This is a genomic window from Serratia sp. SA088 (genome assembly GCF_049065515.1).
Classification (GTDB): domain Bacteria; phylum Pseudomonadota; class Gammaproteobacteria; order Enterobacterales; family Enterobacteriaceae; genus Serratia; species Serratia nematodiphila.
Genome location: NZ_JBAKGW010000008.1, coordinates 218,662 through 236,019, shown reverse-complemented (window position 1 = coordinate 236,019; position 17,358 = coordinate 218,662). Strand labels below are relative to the sequence as shown.

Genomic DNA, 17,358 nt, shown 5'->3' with positions numbered 1-17,358 from the left:
TTATTTGGTTGATGCTTCGAAGCGACGCAGCAGTACGTCACCGCGCTGCACGGCGGCGTCCAACGCCTGCTGAGGCGTTTTCTTGCCGGTCCACACGCCTTCCAGCTCCTCATCCACCACGCTGCGGATCTGCGGCATGTTGCCCAGACGCAGGCCCTTGGTGAACGGCAACGGCGGCTTGTTCAGCATCTGGCGAGTGGCGACGTCGGCGCCCGGGTTCTTGTCGTAGAAGCCCTGCTGCTTGGTCAGATCGTAAGCCGCGGTGGTGATCGGCAGATAGCCGGTCTTCTGGTGCCATTCGGCGGCGATTTCCGGCTGCGCCAGGTACTGCAGGAATTCGGCCACGCCCTTGTAGGTGGCGGCGTCTTTGCCGTTCATCACCCACAGGCTGGCCCCGCCAATGATGGCGTTCTGCGGCGCATTTTTCGCGTCAGCGTCGTACGGCATCATGCCGACGCCGTAGTTGAATTTGGCATAGTGCTTGATGTCCGCCAGCGAACCGGATGAGGCGGTGGTGATGGCGCAATCGCCGTTGTAGAACTTCTCGGTAGATTCGTCTTTGCGGCCGAAGTAGGTGAAATCACCCTTCTTGTTCATCGCTTCGAGCAGCGCGATATGCTTGACCTGCAGCGGTTGGTTGAACTCCAGCTTGGCACTGGTGCCGCCGAAACCGTTGTTTTCACTGGCGAACGGCACGCCGTGCCAGGCGCTGAAGTTCTCCAGTTGGATCCAACCCTGCCAGCCGCTGGCGTAACCGCACTTCATGCCAGCTTCGCGCAGCTTGGCGGTATCCGCCGCCAGTTCCTGCCAGGTTTTCGGCGGCTGATCCGGGTTCAGGCCGGCCTTTTTGAAGGCGTCTTTGTTGTAGTACAGCACCGGCGTGGAGCTGTTGAACGGCTGCGACAGCAGATGCCCGCTCTTGTTGTCGGTGTAATAGCCGGCCACCGTCGGCACGAACACCGATTCGTCGAAGTTGATACCGGCCTCTTTAAACACTTCGTAGACCGGCTTGATGGCTTTGCTGGCCATCATGGTGGCGGTGCCCACTTCGTAAACCTGCAAGATCGCCGGCGCCTTGCCGGAGCGGTAAGCGGCGATACCCGCCGCCAGGCTCTGTTCGTAGTTGCCTTTATAAACCGGCACAATCTTGACGTCGCTGTGCGACTGGTTGAAGCGATCCGCCAGAGAGTCCACTTCTTTACCCAGTTCGCCTTCCATCGAATGCCAGAACGGGATTTCTGTCGCCGCCAGCGCCTGGGCGCTGACGGCCAGGGTCAATGCGACGCACAGCGTGGTTTTGCGAATAGCGTAGGTGAGCATGCCTAACTCCTGAAAAAGCTGGTGTAAAAGCGCGTGAGCGAAAAGAATCAGTTTTTTGTTCGGAAGCTAACATGCCATGCGCGGATGACAGAAAAATAACCGTTAGATGACAGCCACATGACGGCAAGGTGAAGTGAAGATGGCGGTTTGATGTCGGCGGCGGGCATCGGCTCCGCCGCCGCGAGGACTACAGCGAACGGCGCAGGCGCGCGACCGCTTCTTGCATCTGCTGCTCGGTGGCGGTGGCGAACGACAGGCGGAAGGTCGAACGATCCGGGTTGTCGGAGAAGAAGTATTCCCCCGGCACGAACACTACGCCCTGCTGCAGCGTGGTGTTCAGCCATTCGGTGGCGTTGAACGGCTGGCGGAAACGCGCCCACAGGAACATGCCACCCTTCGGTTTATCGAAGGTGATGTAGTCGCCCAGCTCCTGCTCCACCAAACCGGCCAGGATCTCACCCTTCTGTTTGTAGGCGGCGCGGATCTTGTCGATCTGGGCCGGCAGGCGATCCAGGCCGAGGTAGCATTCGACGATGCTCTGCGACAGGGCGCTGGCGTGCAGATCCGCCGCCTGTTTGATGATCGCCACTTTATGCAGCAGGAACGGCGGCAGGATCGCCCATCCCAGGCGCAGGCCCGGCGCCAGGATCTTGGAGAAGGTCGAGGTATAGATAATGTGGTCGGTATTGCCCAGCACCCGCTGCGACACCTGATGCAGCGTCGGGTGGCGCTCTTCGGTGAAACGCAGCTCGCCGTACGGATCGTCTTCGATGATCAGGAAGTTATGTTCGGCGGCCAGCTTCACCAGCAGTTCGCGGCGCGCGGCGCTCAGGGTGATGCCGCTCGGGTTGCCGAAGTTCGGCACCACGTACACGCCCTTGATACGCTGGGTTTTCAGCAGCTCGGCCAGCTCTTCCACCACCATGCCGTCGCTGTCGGACGAGACCGACATGATGTTGGCTTCCGCCAGTTCCAGCGTTTGCAGCGCCGCCAGGTAGGTCGGGCGCTCCACCACGAACACGTCGCCCGGGTTGACGATGGCGCGCATCACCAAATCCAATGCCTGCTGAGAGCCGGCGGTGACCATCACCTCTTCCGCGCGCGCGGTGACGCCGCGCTCGGCGCACAGCGCGCAGATGCGCTCACGCAACAGCGGGCTGCCCTCGGTCAGGCCATACTGGAACGCGCTTTTCGGCTGTTCGGTGATCGCCTGCTGGGTGGCAATGCTCAATCCTTCGAAATCGAACAGCGCATCAGAGGGGATGCCGCCCGCCAGCGAAATGACGTGTTCCATCTTGCTGTGCTTAAGCAATTCACGGATGGCCGAACTTTTTACGTTAACGATGCGCTGCGCGAGTAACCCTTCTGTCTTCATTTCTTCTTCTCGTACCTGATTATTTTAATTCGTAGGGGGGCGGATTAACCGCCCAGATACGCCGACCTCACTGCTTCGTTGGCTAACAATGCAGCCCCCGTATCTTCCAACACCACGCGGCCGTTTTCCAGCACATAACCGCGGTCCGCCAATTTCAGCGCCTGATTGGCGTTTTGCTCCACCAGGAAGATAGTCATGCCCTCTTCCCGCAGCTGCTGAATGATGTCGAAAATCTGCTGGATGATGATCGGCGCCAGCCCAAGCGAAGGTTCGTCGAGCAGCAGCAGCTTCGGCTGGCTCATCAGCGCGCGGCCGATGGCCAACATTTGCTGCTCGCCGCCGGACATGGTGCCGGCGCGCTGGCTTCGGCGCTCCAGCAGGCGCGGGAACAGCGTGAACACCCGTTCGATGCGCTGTTGATACTGCTGGCGATCGGCGAAGAAGCCGCCCATCGCCAGGTTTTCTTCCACCGTCATGCGCGAGAAGACGCGCCGCCCTTCCGGTACGATCGCCACCGCTTCACGCATGATGCGCGAGGTTTGCCACTGGGTGATGTCCTGGCCCTGAAAGACGATGCTGCCTTCGCTGGCGCGCGGTTCGCCGCACAGGGTGCCGAGCAGCGTGGTTTTACCGGCGCCGTTGGCGCCGATTAACGTCACGATTTCGCCCTGACTTATCGTGAGACTGACCTGATGCAGCGCCTGAATTTTGCCGTAATGGGCGGATACCTGATTGAATGACAACATATTATTCTTCGCCCAAATAAGCCCGGATCACGTCCGGGTTGTTGCGGATCTCCGCCGGTGTGCCCTGCGCCAGCGGCGTGCCCTGATTCACCACGTAAATGCGATCGGAAATGCCCATCACCAGCTTCATGTCGTGCTCGATCAGCAGCACCGAGACCTTATGCCGATCGCGCAGCTCGACGATCAGATGATCCAGCTCGTCGGTCTCTTTCGGGTTGAGGCCGGCGGCCGGTTCGTCCAGCATCAGCAGCTCCGGCCGGGTCACCATGCAGCGGGCGATCTCCAGCCGCCGCTGCTGCCCGTAGGCCAGGTTGCCCGCCGAACGGTTGGCCATCGATAGCAGGCCGACGCGCTCCAGCCACTCCGCCGCGCGCGTCAGCGCCTCGGCTTCGGCGCGGCGGAAGGCCGGGGTTTTCAGCAGCCCGGCGAACACGCCGCTTTTCAGATGCTGATGCTGCGCCACCAGCAGGTTCTCGATCACCGTCATTTCACGGAACAACCGCACGTGCTGGAAGGTGCGCACCACGCCCATACGGGCGATGGCCTGCCCCGCCAGCCCTTCCAGATGGCGATCGCGCAATTTGATGGTGCCGCCGCTCGGGCGGTAAAAACCGGTCAGGCAGTTGAACACCGTCGTCTTGCCGGCGCCGTTGGGGCCGATCAGCGATACGATTTCGCCTTCGTTCAGCGTCAACGCCACATTGTTGACCGCCAGCAGCCCGCCGAAACGCATCGACAGGCCTTCCACCTGCAGTAAAGGTTGAACGCTCATGCCTGCTCCCCCTTACCCGCGTGAATATCCGCCGCCTGCAGCTTCAGCTGCGGCCGTTTCATCGGCAACAGCCCCTGCGGCCGCCAAATCATCATCAGCACCATCAGCGCACCCAGCAGCAACATGCTGTATTCATTCAGATCGCGCATCAGCTCGCGCGACACCACCAGCAGGATCGCCGCCAGAATGACCGCGAACTGCGACCCCATGCCCCCCAACACCACGATCGCCAACACGAAGGCCGATTCGACGAAGGTGAAGGATTCCGGGCTGACGAACCCCTGGCGCGCGGCGAACAGCGTGCCGGCAAACCCGGCGAAGGCGGCGCTGATGGTAAAGGCGGTCAGCTTGATGCGCGTCGGGCTGAGGCCCAGCGAGCGGCAGGCGATCTCGTCTTCACGCAGCGCTTCCCAGGCGCGCCCGAGCGGCATGCGCAGCAGGCGGTTGATGACGAACAGCGTCAGCACCACCACCAGCAGCGCCACCAGGTACAGGAACACGATGCGATCGCTCGGATCGTATTTCAGGCCGAAGAAGTTATGGAAGGTATCCCAACCGCCGTCGCGCACGCTGCGGTTAAATTCCAGGCCGAAAAAGGTCGGTTTCGGGATCTGGCTGATGCCATTCGGCCCGCCGGTGATCTCGGTATTGTTCAGCAGCAGGATGCGCACGATCTCGCCGAAGCCGAGCGTCACGATCGCCAGATAGTCGCCGCGCAGCCGCAGCACCGGGAAACCGAGCAGGAAGCCGAAGGCGGCGGTGACGATACCCGCCAGCGGCAGGCTCTCCCAAAATCCGAAACCGTAATAATGATTCAGCAGCGCGTAGGTGTAGGCGCCGATGGCGTAGAAACCGCCGTAGCCCAGCACCAGCAGACCGGACAAACCCACCACCACGTTGAGGCCGAGGCCCAGCATCACGTAGATCAGCGTCAGGGTGGCGATATCCACCGTGCCGCGCGACACCAGGAACGGCCAGGCGACCGCCGCGACGATGAGCAGAGCCGCCAGCAGCTTTTGCCGCGGCGTGGTGCCGTCGAAGCTCGGCAGCACGAACGCCGGGCCGGAGACCTTTTTCAAGCCCTGCTGCAGCAGCGGGCGCAACAGCTGGAAGAAAAAGACGATGACGCAGCCGATGCCGATCCACATCCAGCGCACTTCCGCCGCGCCGTGCACCACCAGTTTGGTGCCGTCCAGGCTGAGCTGCATGCCCATCAGGAACGAAGCCATCACGAACAGCACCGCCGTGGCGATCAGCGCATTAAGCAGATTGAGTTTCATACTTTCTCAACCTCCGGACGCCCAAGAATGCCGGTCGGCATGATCAGCAGCACCACGATCAGCAACGCGAACGACACCACGTCTTTGTATTCGGTGCTCAAATAAGCGGAGGTCAGCGCTTCCGCCACGCCCAGCACCAGGCCACCGATCATCGCGCCGGGAATGCTGCCGATGCCGCCCAGGACCGCAGCGGTAAAGGCTTTCATACCGGCCATAAAGCCGATGTAAGGGTTGATGACGCCGTAGAACTGGCCGAGCAACACCCCGGCCACCGCCGCCATCACCGCACCGATGACGAAGGTCAGCGAGATCACCCGGTCGGTGTTGATGCCCAGCAGGCTGGCCATCTTCAGATCTTCCGCGCAGGCGCGGCAGGCGCGGCCCATGCGTGAATAGCGGATAAACAGCGTCAGCGCCAGCATCGCCAGGAAGGTCACGAGCCAGATGGTCAGCTGCATGGTGCTGATGGTGGCGGCGAAGCCGTTGCTTTCCCCCAGCACCCACTGGCCGGTCACCAGGCTGGGCAGCGCCAGATCGCGCGAACCCTGCGTCAGGCTGACGTAGTTTTGCAGGAATATCGACATGCCGATGGCCGAGATCAGCGCAATCAGGCGCTTGGAGTTGCGCACCGGTTTGTAGGCTACCCGCTCGATGCTCCAGCCGTAGGCGCTGGCGATGACGATCGAGACCAGGAACGCGGCGCCGATCAGCAACCAGCCGACGTCGATGCCGAGCATCATCAGGGCGGCGATAACGATAAAGGAGACATAGCTGCCGATCATGTACACCTCGCCGTGGGCGAAGTTGATCATGCCGATGATGCCGTAAACCATGGTGTAACCGATGGCGATCAATGCATAGGTGCTGCCCAACGTTAAGCCGTTGAACATCTGCTGCAGAAAATAGAGGAGCTGCTCTGACATACTCTGAACCCTTGGCTGCGAAACCCGCCGACGGAGAACCGGCGGGTAAAGGGAGACGGGGCCGGCAAGCCGACCCGCCGGGCGCAGCGGGCTGCGCCCCACCCTAATCATTATGGCTTATTTGATCGGTGTGGACGTGCCGTTGGCATGCCATTCGAACACGCCGAACTCGAAGCCTTTCAGATCGCCCTTGTCATCCCAGGTCAGCGGCCCCATCACGGTGTCCACCGGCTTGCCGGTTTTCAGATCCTTGACGATGTCCGCCGGCTCCTGGCTGCCGCTGCGCTCCATCCCGGTGGTCAGCGACTGCAGCGCGGCATAGGTGGTCCAGACGAACGGGCCGGTCGGATCCAGCTTCTTGGCCTTCAGCGCATCGACGATCGGCTGGTTGGCGGGCACCTGATCGTAGCGTTTCGGCAGCGTCACCAGCATGCCTTCCGAGGCGGCGCCGGCGATGTTGGACAGCGAGGAGTTGCCCACGCCTTCCGGCCCCATGAAGCGGGTGGTCAACCCGGCCTGTTTGGCCTGACGCAGGATCTGGCCCATTTCCGGGTAGTAACCGCCGAAATACACGAAATCGATATTCTCTTTCTTCAGGCGCGCCACCAGGGTGGAGAAGTCTTTGTCGCCGGCGGTGATGCCTTCGAACATCGCCACTTCGGTACCCTGTTTTTTCAGGCTGTCGCGCACCGAGCGCGCCAGGCCTTCACCGTATTGCTGCTTATCGTGCACCACGGCGATGCGCTTCGGCTTGATGTCGCTGAGGATGTATTTGGCGGCGGTCGGGCCCTGATCCGAATCCAGACCGGTGGTGCGCAGGATCATCTTGTAGCCGCGAGTGGTCAGATCGGCGTTGGTGGCCGCCGGGGTAATCATGATCACGCCTTCGTCTTCATAGATATCGGACGCCGGCTGGGTGGAAGAGGAACACAGGTGGCCAATCACGTAGCGAATGCCGTCGTTGATCACCTTGTTGGCGACCGCAACCGCCTGTTTCGGATCGCAGGCGTCGTCGTATTCCACGCCGACCAGCTTGTCGCCCTTGATGCCGCCCTTGGCGTTGATGTCGGCAATCGCCTGGCGCGCGCCGGTAAACTCCATGTCGCCATACTGCGCGACCGGGCCGGACATCGCCCCGACGATCGCCACCTTGATGTCTTTCGCCATAGCCGCCTGGCTCATGGCCATCGCAATGCAACCCGCCAGCAGTGCCTTACCTGTTGTTAATTTCATCCGCAAATCCCCATCTGTCGTTGTGAACGTACCTGTTGTGTTTGCCTGCGCCCGATCGTTATTGACCGCTTTTGTTATAAGTAATAATGATTTAGGCGCTTTGTCGGCATTATTTTCTAATAAGACTTTATTTTTCATGCCATTAAACAGGAATTTTCTGCTGCAAATCAACTTCATCAGGCAGAAACAAGCGGTGTAAACAGGATAAAATTCGAATTAAATCTGCGCCGTTTACCTTGAGGCGTAGCGCGTTGTGCTGGTTAACAATCCCTTTACTAACTATTTACTCGGAAAATGCCCCGTGCAAAAAACATATTGCACAGTAATCGTACAGAAAAACTTACACAACGCTCTGCACAAGATCTATTACACTGTCGGCATCATTTAGCTGCGCGGAAATTCTGCATGAAACTGACCATCGAGCGCCTGACCGCGCTGTCCCCGCAAGACCTTATCGATCTCGGTAAAATTTGGCCGCATCAGCAGCCGGAACAGTGGCAGAGCTGGTTGAGCGGCGGCAAGGCGCTGTTCGCCGCCCGCTTCAACGAGCGTCTGCTGGGCGCAGTGAAAATTGCGCTGCAGGATGACCGCGCCGAGCTGCAGGACTTGCTGGTGCGCGAAGTGACGCGCCGCCGCGGCGTCGGTCTTTACCTGGTACAGGATGCGCAGCGTCAGCTGCCGCAGGTCGCTCACTGGCAGCTGTCGACCGCCGGCCTGGCGCCGCGCGAACGCGGGGAAGTCGAGAACTTCATGCGCGCCTGCGGCTTCGCACCGCAGGGCGATCTCTGGCAAAAATGAAACGCCGGTTGGCGGCGCTGGTCTTGATTGCGCTGGGGCTGGCGGCCGCGTTCCTCGGGCGCCAGCAGGCGCTGCGCCTGGCCTCAGACTGGGATCAGCAGGTTTATGTCTGGCAGCGGGTCTGGACGCCGCAGCACGCCGATGCGCTGGCGCACAGCCGCGATCTGTTCGCCGGGCTGCGGGTGCTGGCGCTGCAGGTGCATCCACGCGAGGGCTGGCGGGAAATCCCGGCCGACCTGCGCTTATTGCAACAGGATGGCCGCCCGCTCTGGCTGGTGGCGCGCCTCGACGGCCAACTGCCGCAGCTGGACCAGGAAGCCATTATCCAGCGGCTGCTGGCGCTCGCCCAACGCTGGCAGGCGGCCGGGCTGCCCGTCACCGGCGTCGAGATCGATCATGACGCCGCCACCGCCCGCCTGCCGGACTACCAACGCTTTCTGCAGCGGCTGCGCCAACGCCTGCCCGCCGCTTTGCAACTCGGCATCACCGCCCTGCCCGCCTGGATCGGTTCACCCGGCCTGCCCGGCGTACTGCAACAGGCCGACAGTTCCGTCCTGCAGGTGCATGCGGTGCTCTCGCCGCAGCAGGGGCTGTTTGACGGCTCCTTGGCGCTACGCTGGGTGCGGCAGTACGCCGCCGTCACACCGAAGCCGTTTCGCGTCGCGCTGCCGGCTTATGGCATGGCACTGCTGGGTTTTGATGCGCAGGGCGCGCAGGTGGAGAGCGAATCCTCGCTGCGCGTGGCCGGCAACGGCCGCGAACTGACGGTCGCGCCGCAGCAGATCGCCGATTTTCTGCAAACGCTGGCGCAGCAAACGCCGCCCCGGCTGCGCGGCATTATCTGGTTCCGCTTGCCGCTGGCGGACGATCGGCGCGCCTGGTCGCTCGCCACGCTGCGAGCGGTGATCGAACGGCGGCCGCTGAATGTCGACTGGCAGGTAAAATTTAGGCCTCAGCCACAGCAAAACGGGCTGTATGATCTGATAATTCATAACAACGGGCCGGTGGACGCCCCGCTGCCGCAAGAAGTCATCATCCGCGCCGACGACTGCCTGGCGGCGGACGCGGTCGGCAACTACCGGCTGGAATCCGCACTGCAACGGCAACGCTTTATTCGCATCAGCGGCGACCAGCTGCGCGCCGGGCAATCCCGGCCGCTGGGTTGGCTGCGCTGCCAACAACTGACGCCAGGAGGCACCCTTGTCACACCTTGATTCGCGCGCGGCACGGAACACCCGCCGCCTTCTTCCGCTGGCCATGCTGATCGGCGCCGCGCTGGCGCTGCCGCTGAACGGCTATGCCTGCGGCCCGGATTTTCCTAACCGGCTGCTGATCGACCGCAACGGCACCCTGCTGTATATGCCGGAGGGCAATTTCGCCTTCGAAGCCGGCCGGCTGGTGCCGGCGGACAGTCAGTTGCCGCACTGGCAGGCCCCGCCGCCGCCGATGCCGCCGAAACCGATGCCGCAATCGCCGGAAACGATAGCGATCGGCAAAATGCGCGCCGCCAAAACGGTGGAAGAGGCTGACGCCGTCAATACGCAGGGGTTGTCCAACGCTGCGCGTCTCTATCAACTGGGCGCCGTGGCTTTCGCCAGCCACGATCCGCGCGCCGCAGACTATTTCCAGCAGGTGCTGAAGCTATCGGCCGCCGAGCAGGGCGATTGGGGGCTGCGGGCGCAGTATTCGCTGGGGCGGGTACTGATGGCGGACCACGGGACGCCGGTGAACGAATCCGGTGAAGCGGCCCCCGCCGCCGAGCACCCGCCAAAAGCCGCGCTTGAACAGGCGCTGGCTGCATTCCAGCAGGTGATCGATCGGGTGAAAAACGGCGCCGCCGATCCCGATCAGCTGGCGCTGAGCAGCCTTGGGCAGCAGGCGCGCATCCACCTATGGCTGGGTGAGGTCGCCCCCGCCGCCCACCTGTACGCACAGCAGGCGGCGCAGGGCGATCCGAGCGGCGGGCAGTCGCTGCAGTACGTCTCCAGCTTCCTGGTCAACCCCGACCATTTGGACACGCTGAAACAGATTATCGGCGATCCGTTGATCCAGCAGCTGGTGACCATTGAGCTGTTCGCTCGCAGCGGCAACCTGCAAATGGCGGATACCGACGGCAACGGCCGCTCCGCACAAATCATCAGCCAGATCCTGACGCTGCTGGACGGCTCAGTGAAAAGCGGCTTCGCCGGCAGCGATCGGCTGGCGGCGCTGGCTTACCGTTCGGGGCAGTACCCGATGGCGGCGAGCCTGCTGAAAAGCGCCGGCGACAGCGGCCTGGCGTGGTGGCTGCGCGCCAAAATGGCGCTGCGCGACGGCGATGTGAAAGCCGCCACCGCCGCCTACGCCAAGGCGGCAAGCGCGTTCCCCGCCGACGAAAGCTGGGGCGAGCAACGCAACGCCGACTTCGTTGCGGAAACCATCGTGCCCGAATGCCGGGTGGCCGGCGAACAGGCCATCCTGGCGCTGAACCGCGGCGACTATCTGCAGGCGATGGACCTGCTGTATCGCGGCAAGGCGCTCTATTGGGCCGACGTGGCCGACGTGGCGGAGCGAGTGCTGACCGTCGATGAGTTGAAAGGCTTTGTCGATAAGCACGCCCCGGCGCCGACGACGCCGCTCAAGCCGGTTAACCCGGACGACTACGGCGGCCAGCAGATCACGCCGGAAGTGCAGCTGCGCGAACTGCTGGCGCGGCGGCTGATGCGCGTCGGAAGAGCGCCGGAGGCGCTGGCCTACTTCGATATCCCCAACTACCGGCAGGCGGCGCAGCAGTACGCCGACGAGCTGAAGGCCGCCAAGGACAAATCCGCCGCACCGCTGGCGCGTGCGCAGGCTTACTATCGCGCCGCCAACCTGCTGCGCGCCCAGGGGCTGGAATTTACCGGCTATGAGATGACGCCGGACTACGCCATCTATGGCGCCGGCTATTCCTATCTGGGGGATGCGTTCGATACCCGCGAGCTGAAGCACAAAAGTTGGATCGACAGCGCGGAAGCGGTACGCGCCAAGGCGGCGCTACCGGCGGAAGACAACCGTTTCCTGCACTATCGCTGGCAGGCGGTTGGGCTGGCGCAGCAGGCGGCCGATCTGCTGCCGCCGAAGAGCCAGGCCTATGCCGCCGTGCTGTGTAACGCCGCCAGCTGGGTTATCAAGCGCGACGCCAAAACCGGCCGGGCGCTTTATCAGCGCTACATCAACACCGGCACCCGCTACCCGTGGGCGGCGAAATTCGGCTACGACTGCCCGGCGCCAGACTTTGCCGCCGTGGCGCCATAGCGCCGAATTTCAGGCACTAAAAAGCCCGGCTTGCCGGGCTTTTTTTATCGAATCTCGCATCGACTCAGGCTTCGATCGCCATTTTCAGTTTCTTCATGGCGTTCTTTTCCAGCTGGCGCACGCGTTCGGCGGAAACGCCATACTGATCGGCCAGCTCCTGCAGTGTCGACTTGTTGTCGTCGTCCAGCCAACGGGCGCGGATGATATGCTGGCTGCGCTCGTCCAGACCTTCCAACGCATAGGCCAGTTTGTCTGCGGCGTTGCTTTCCCAGTTATCTTCCTCGATGCCTTCGGCGAAGTCCGAGCTCTTGTCCTGCAGGTACAGCACCGGCGCCATCGACTGGCCGTCGCGGGCCTCGTCGTCCGGAGTCGGATCGAACGTCATGTCCTGCGCCGCCATGCGCGATTCCATCTCGCGCACGTCTTTGCTGGTTACGCCCAGCTCACGGGCCACCAGTTCCACTTCATCCTGGTTGAACCAACCCAAACGCTGTTTGGTTTTGCGCAGGTTAAAGAACAGCTTGCGCTGCGCTTTGGTGGTCGCCACTTTCACGATGCGCCAGTTGCGCAATACGTACTCGTGGATTTCCGCCTTAATCCAATGCACCGCAAAGGAAACCAGACGCACGCCGACTTCAGGGTTGAAGCGGCGAACGGCTTTCATCAGGCCGATATTGCCTTCCTGAATCAGATCCGCCTGCGGCAGACCATAGCCTGAATAGTTGCGGGCAATATGAGCGACAAAGCGCAGGTGAGACAGGATGAGCTGCTTAGCGGCATCCAGATCGCCCTGATAATGCAGCCGTTCAGCCAGCTCCCGCTCTTCCTCTGCCGTCAGCATCGGATAGGCGTTGGCTGCCCGGATATAGGCTTCCAAGCTACCTTGGGGTACTAAGGCTAAAGTTTGCATTTCTTTGGTCATTCAAACCCTCTCTATGAGAATACAAAATCATGCAGGTGATTATTACAGCGGGGAAATGATTGATTCTACGGCAGTTGCTGAAGCAAAAGCGGTTCCACACGCCGGGCACCTTAACATTTGCTGCAATTTTTGACCGTATTCCGCCCCAGAAGTTCACCCTTTTTTGCAAGCATTGTTGCTGACAATACGTGACGAAGGTGCAGGCCGATAGGGAATTTGTGCGCTAAGAAGAGAGGGATGGTGCTGACTTCGCTTGAGGTCACTCTTCTCCCGCAACGCGATCAAAAGCAGCAGGAGAAGAGTATACCAAAAAAATCTTACTGTGGTGTAAATCGGCGTAAATGTTGCACCGTCGCCAGCCAGGCGGCGATCCAGCCGATCATCGCGGAGATGATCAGCAGCAGCAGCGCCTCATCCCAGCCCAGCCCGTGCAGGGTGAAGGTGGTGCCGAATACCTTGGCTACCCCGGCGACCACCGACTCCAGCTGCCACACCAGCGCGCCGGACAGCACCAGCGACAGCAGCGCGCCGGCAAAGCCCAGCATCGCCCCGCCGTTGAGGAACGGCCGCAGGATAAAACCGTCGGTGGCGCCGATCAGCTTCATCACGTTGATGGTGTCGCGGCGGCTGAAGATGCTCAGACGCACGCTGTTGCCGATCACCAGGAACACCGCCACGATCATCAGCACGCCGATGATCGCCGCAATCTGACCCGCCAGCCCGGTCAGCGCCGCCAGGCGGGCAAACCAGCTGTCATCCATACGCACTTCTTCCACGCCCTGCACCGCCGCTACGCGATCGCGCAGGGTGTTGAGGGTATCCGAACTCTGGAAGCTCAGCTTCGGCGTGACGATCGCCACCGCCGGCAGCGGGTTCTCTTCCAGCATGTCCAGCGCGCCGCCAAAGCCCGACCAGTTGCGGAACTCGCCGCGCGCTTCTTCACGCGACAGGTAGTTCACCTTCTCCACGCCGGCTTCCGCCTTGATGGCGTCGAGCACTTTCAGCGCCGCGTCGTCATCGAGCGATTTATCCAGATAGACGGTCAGCTGCGGCGTCGGATACCACTGGCTGGCCGCGGTGCTGACGTTTTTCCACACGATGTAGCACACGCTCGGCAGCGTCAGGGAAATGGCGATCACCATCACCGTCAGCAGCGTCGCCAACGGCTGACGCAGCATGTCTTTGATGGCGTTCATCCAGGCGTAACGCCACTGTTCGCGCCAGCCGCCGCGCAGCGCCTTGCTCTTGGCGGTTTTTGCGTTATTGGCCATGGTGAGCGCCCCCTTGCATGCGGCCCTGGCTCAGCGTCAGGATGCGGTAATTGCGGCGGGCGATAAGCCCGGTGTCGTGCGTCGCCATCAGAACGGTCACGCCGACGCGGTTGAATTCTTCAAACAGGCGCAAAATGCCTTCCGACAGCGCATCGTCCAGGTTACCGGTCGGTTCATCCGCCAGCAGCACCGCCGGCTTGTTCACCACCGCACGGGCGATGCCCACACGCTGCTGCTCACCGCCGGACAGCTGAATCGGGAAGTTTTTCGCTTTATCCAGCAAACCGACCTTGTCCAGCGCGGCGGAAACGCGGCGGCGGATATCTTCGGTGCTGGCGCCGGCGATGATCAGCGGCATCGCCACGTTGTCATACACCGTGCGATCCAGCAGCAGGTGGTGATCCTGGAAGATCATGCCGATCTGCCGGCGCAGGAACGGCACCTCGCGGTTTTTCAAACGGCTGATGTCGTGGCCGCCAAACCAGATGTGGCCGGCGCTGGGCCGTTCGATACCGCAAATCAGTTTCAGCAGGGTACTTTTCCCCGCGCCGGAATGGCCGGTCAGAAACGCCATCTCCGCCGGGCGCAGATGGAAATCAACCCCCTGCAGCGCTTGCCGTCCGCCCAGATAAGCTTTACTGACCTGTTCAAAGCGAATCATCCGTATTAATCCTCTCGGGCAAAAAGTGCCTCAATAAAATCGTCAGCCTTAAACGGCCGCAAATCTTCGATGCCTTCCCCGACGCCGATATAGCGGATCGGGATACCGAACTGATCGGCGATGGCGAAGATCACCCCGCCCTTGGCGGTACCGTCCAGTTTAGTCAGCGTGATGCCGGTTAAGCCCACGGCCTCATTAAATAATTTCGCCTGACTGACGGCATTCTGGCCGGTGCTGGCATCGAGCGTCAGCATAACCTCATGGGGGGCCTGGTCGTCCAGTTTTTTCATGACGCGGACGATCTTCTTCAGCTCTTCCATCAGGTGCGATTTGTTCTGCAGACGGCCGGCGGTATCGGCGATCAACACATCGATGCCGCGCGCCTTGGCGGCCTGCACCGCATCGAAGATCACCGAAGCGGAATCCGCGCCGGTATGCTGCGCCACCACCGGAATGCGGTTGCGTTCGCCCCACACCTGCAGCTGTTCCACCGCCGCGGCGCGGAAGGTGTCCCCCGCCGCCAGCATCACCGACTTGCCTTCCGCCTGGAATTGACGCGCCAGCTTGCCGATGGTGGTGGTTTTACCCACGCCGTTCACGCCGACCATCAGGATGACATACGGGGTTTTTCCGCTGACATCCAGCGGCTGATCGACCTTGGCCAGAATTTCGGACATTTCCTCCTTCAGCTTGCCGTACAGCGCTTCGGCGTCTTTCAGCTGCTTGCGGCTGGCGTGCTGGGTCAGGGAGGTGATGATCTTGCGCGTGGTGTCCACGCCAACGTCGGCGATCAGCAGCTGTTCTTCCAGCTCATCGAACAGGTCGTCGTCGATCTTTTTACCACGGAACAGCCCCATAAAGCCGGAGCCGAGGTTCTGCTTGGTCTTCAGCAGGCTGCGCTTCAGGCGCGCGAAGAAGCCCTCTTTGGTCGGGCGCTCCTGCTCTTGCGCAGCGACCGGCACGACGGGTTCCAGCGACTCTTCTTCCGCTTCCGGCTCTGGCTCAACGGCCGGCTCGGGTTCGACGACCGGCTCGGGTTCGACGACCGGCTCGGGTTCGACGACCRGCTCAGGTTCGACGACCGGCTCGGGTTCGACGACCGGCTCAGGTTCGACGACCGGTTCGGGTTCGACGACCGGCTCAGGTTCGACGACCGGTTCGGGTTCGACGACCAGCTCAGGCTCAACGACCGGCTCAGGTTCAACGACCGGCTCGGGTTCAACGACCGGCTCGGGTTCGACGACCGGCTCAGGTTCGATGACCGGCTCGGGTTCGACGACCGGCTCGGGTTCGACGACCGGCTCGGGTTCGGTGACAGGTTGCTGCTGCGCCGCCACCTGTTCGGTGACGCTGACGATCTCTTCGGCCAGCGCTTGCGCCGCCGGATGCTCGGCCGCCGCAGGCAGATTTTCCGCGATTTGCTCGCCGGCCTGACCGTTATCCCACTCTCCCGGGGTGTCGACGGAGGCGGCAGGTTCAGATTCCTGGGCGGGGAGCTTGTCATCCAGCTTGGCGGTGACCGGTGCAGCCGGCGTCTCCGCGGCCTGAGGTTCCGCCTGCTCTACCGACGGCTCAGGTTGCTGTTGCTCTTCTTCCTTCTCCTTCTGGCCAAACCCCAGCCAGGAGAAAAACCCACGTTTCTTATCTTTTGCCATGTTATGACTCTACTCCGTACCGAAGGCTCGCTTACCCTCCATACCTGAAGGATATATGCTGACAATAATCCGCCGAGTCTATCACTTTCCCTCGCCCAGCAACACGCATCCGGCATGCTTTCCGGCGTGAAATCAGACAACAACGTTTTACCGTTCCCCCCGACGCCCGTCACCGGTAGAATAGGGACAACTTTTCGTTAACCTCGGCGGCCCCGCGCCGCGAAAGAAACCAAACAACGCTTATGACAAGACTCTCGCCACGGGCGGCGGCCAAAAAACCGCCCCAGGCCGCAGCCGGACAGATCCGCATCATCGGCGGCCAATGGCGCGGTCGCAAACTCCCGGTGCCGAACAGCCCGGGGCTGCGCCCCACCACCGATCGGGTACGCGAAACCCTGTTCAACTGGCTGGCGCCGGTGATTCAGGGCGCGCGCTGCCTCGACTGTTTCGCCGGCAGCGGCGCATTGGGGCTGGAAGCGCTGTCGCGCTATGCCGGCAGCGCCACGCTGCTCGAATTCGAACGGCCGGTGGCGCAGCAGCTGGAAAAAAATCTGGCGCTGCTGCAGGGCAAAGGGGTGGTTATCAACACCAACGCGCTGAGCTGGCTGGCGGGCGATGGCCAACCGTTCGACGTGGTGTTCCTCGACCCGCCGTTTCGCAAAGGCCTGCTGGCGGAGACCGCCCTGTTGCTGGAGCAACGCGGCTGGCTGGCCGACGAGGCCTGGATCTATGTAGAAGCCGAGGCGGAAAGCGCCGCGGCGGACGTGCCTGCCAGCTGGCAGCTGCACCGGGAGAAGGTCGCCGGCCAGGTGGCCTATCGCCTTTATATTCGTTCGCAAGAGAAAACCGACCATGTTGATTAATCTGGGCCGCCTGCTGATGCTGTGCGTGTGGGGCTTCCTGCTCTCTAACCTGTTCCATCCGTTTCCCAAGCCGCTGAAGTATTTCATCGACGTGGCGCTGTTCTTTATGGTGGTGATGCACGGCCTGCAGCTGGTGCTGTTGAAATCTACCCAGCCGAAGGATCAGCCGATCAGCTACTGGCAAGAGGCCAAGATCTTTATCTTTGGCGTGTTCGAGCTGCTGGCCTGGCAAAAAAAACAGCCGCCCATCAAGAAGAAGTGAC

The 17,358-nt window shown here is 61.8% G+C and carries 16 protein-coding genes; 5 read left to right on the top strand and 11 right to left on the bottom strand.

Going from position 1 to position 17,358, the window contains the following annotated elements:
• From ugpB to ACOWVD_RS20160, 7 genes are all read right to left on the bottom strand, one after another.
• Nucleotides 1-1,320, bottom strand: a complete 1,320-nt coding sequence (gene ugpB / locus ACOWVD_RS20190; RefSeq protein ID WP_004934396.1) for a sn-glycerol-3-phosphate ABC transporter substrate-binding protein UgpB — start codon at nucleotides 1,318-1,320, stop codon at nucleotides 1-3.
• Nucleotides 1,321-1,507: 187 nt separating this feature from the next.
• Nucleotides 1,508-2,695, bottom strand: a complete 1,188-nt coding sequence (locus ACOWVD_RS20185; RefSeq protein WP_004934394.1) for a PLP-dependent aminotransferase family protein — start codon at nucleotides 2,693-2,695, stop codon at nucleotides 1,508-1,510.
• Nucleotides 2,696-2,739: 44 nt separating this feature from the next.
• Nucleotides 2,740-3,441: a high-affinity branched-chain amino acid ABC transporter ATP-binding protein LivF gene (gene livF / locus ACOWVD_RS20180; RefSeq protein WP_004934391.1), complete on the bottom strand. Its 702-nt coding sequence runs from the start codon at nucleotides 3,439-3,441 to the stop codon at nucleotides 2,740-2,742.
• A 1-nt stretch (nucleotide 3,442) separates the two neighbouring features.
• Entirely contained in the window at nucleotides 3,443-4,213 is a 771-nt protein-coding gene (livG, locus tag ACOWVD_RS20175; RefSeq protein WP_164095916.1) for a high-affinity branched-chain amino acid ABC transporter ATP-binding protein LivG, read from the bottom strand.
• Nucleotides 4,210-5,493, bottom strand: coding sequence for a high-affinity branched-chain amino acid ABC transporter permease LivM (locus ACOWVD_RS20170; protein WP_164095915.1), 1,284 nt, complete (start codon nucleotides 5,491-5,493; stop codon nucleotides 4,210-4,212). The genes livG and ACOWVD_RS20170 overlap by 4 nt, the downstream gene beginning before the upstream one ends.
• Nucleotides 5,490-6,416 carry a high-affinity branched-chain amino acid ABC transporter permease LivH gene (gene livH / locus ACOWVD_RS20165; RefSeq protein WP_015376290.1) on the bottom strand — a complete coding sequence of 309 codons (927 nt, stop codon included), beginning with the start codon at nucleotides 6,414-6,416 and terminating at the stop codon, nucleotides 5,490-5,492. The genes ACOWVD_RS20170 and livH overlap by 4 nt, the downstream gene beginning before the upstream one ends.
• A 117-nt stretch (nucleotides 6,417-6,533) precedes the next feature.
• A complete protein-coding gene (locus ACOWVD_RS20160) occupies nucleotides 6,534-7,649 on the bottom strand; it encodes a branched-chain amino acid ABC transporter substrate-binding protein (RefSeq protein WP_004934358.1) in 1,116 nt (371 codons plus the stop codon).
• Between the two features lie 405 nt (nucleotides 7,650-8,054).
• Between ACOWVD_RS20160 and panM the strand changes: the two genes are divergently transcribed.
• The 3 genes from panM to ACOWVD_RS20145 are packed head-to-tail and all read left to right on the top strand — an operon-like array spanning nucleotide 8,055 to nucleotide 11,723.
• A complete protein-coding gene (gene panM / locus ACOWVD_RS20155) occupies nucleotides 8,055-8,447 on the top strand; it encodes an aspartate 1-decarboxylase autocleavage activator PanM (RefSeq protein ID WP_015376288.1) in 393 nt (130 codons plus the stop codon).
• Nucleotides 8,444-9,661, top strand: a complete 1,218-nt coding sequence (locus ACOWVD_RS20150; protein ID WP_197843138.1) for a DUF3142 domain-containing protein — start codon at nucleotides 8,444-8,446, stop codon at nucleotides 9,659-9,661. The genes panM and ACOWVD_RS20150 overlap by 4 nt, the downstream gene beginning before the upstream one ends.
• Nucleotides 9,662-9,704: 43 nt before the next feature.
• Nucleotides 9,705-11,723 carry a hypothetical protein gene (locus tag ACOWVD_RS20145; protein WP_197763975.1) on the top strand — a complete coding sequence of 673 codons (2,019 nt, stop codon included), beginning with the start codon at nucleotides 9,705-9,707 and terminating at the stop codon, nucleotides 11,721-11,723.
• A gap of 64 nt (nucleotides 11,724-11,787) precedes the next feature.
• Here ACOWVD_RS20145 and rpoH read toward each other — a convergent pair whose 3' ends face one another.
• The 4 genes from rpoH to ftsY all read right to left on the bottom strand — a co-directional run bounded on the left by rpoH (nucleotide 11,788) and on the right by ftsY (nucleotide 16,232).
• Nucleotides 11,788-12,645: an RNA polymerase sigma factor RpoH gene (gene rpoH, locus ACOWVD_RS20140; RefSeq protein WP_004934345.1), complete on the bottom strand. Its 858-nt coding sequence runs from the start codon at nucleotides 12,643-12,645 to the stop codon at nucleotides 11,788-11,790.
• Between the two features lie 317 nt (nucleotides 12,646-12,962).
• Nucleotides 12,963-13,916 carry a permease-like cell division protein FtsX gene (gene ftsX, locus ACOWVD_RS20135; RefSeq protein ID WP_004934340.1) on the bottom strand — a complete coding sequence of 318 codons (954 nt, stop codon included), beginning with the start codon at nucleotides 13,914-13,916 and terminating at the stop codon, nucleotides 12,963-12,965.
• Nucleotides 13,906-14,577 (bottom strand): cell division ATP-binding protein FtsE, encoded by a 672-nt coding sequence (ftsE, locus tag ACOWVD_RS20130; RefSeq protein WP_004934337.1) that lies wholly within the window; start codon nucleotides 14,575-14,577, stop codon nucleotides 13,906-13,908. The genes ftsX and ftsE overlap by 11 nt, the downstream gene beginning before the upstream one ends.
• Before the next feature lie 5 nt (nucleotides 14,578-14,582).
• Complete coding sequence (gene ftsY, locus ACOWVD_RS20125) at nucleotides 14,583-16,232, bottom strand: signal recognition particle-docking protein FtsY (protein WP_421105751.1); 1,650 nt, start codon at nucleotides 16,230-16,232, stop codon at nucleotides 14,583-14,585.
• A gap of 242 nt (nucleotides 16,233-16,474) precedes the next feature.
• Between ftsY and rsmD the strand changes: the two genes are divergently transcribed.
• Nucleotides 16,475-17,095 carry a 16S rRNA (guanine(966)-N(2))-methyltransferase gene (gene rsmD / locus ACOWVD_RS20120; protein WP_015376284.1) on the top strand — a complete coding sequence of 207 codons (621 nt, stop codon included), beginning with the start codon at nucleotides 16,475-16,477 and terminating at the stop codon, nucleotides 17,093-17,095.
• The gene (locus ACOWVD_RS20115; RefSeq protein ID WP_004934327.1) at nucleotides 17,085-17,357 is read left to right on the top strand and encodes a DUF1145 family protein; all 273 of its coding nucleotides are present in this window, start codon (nucleotides 17,085-17,087) and stop codon (nucleotides 17,355-17,357) included. The genes rsmD and ACOWVD_RS20115 overlap by 11 nt, the downstream gene beginning before the upstream one ends.
• Nucleotide 17,358 lies beyond the last annotated feature (1 nt).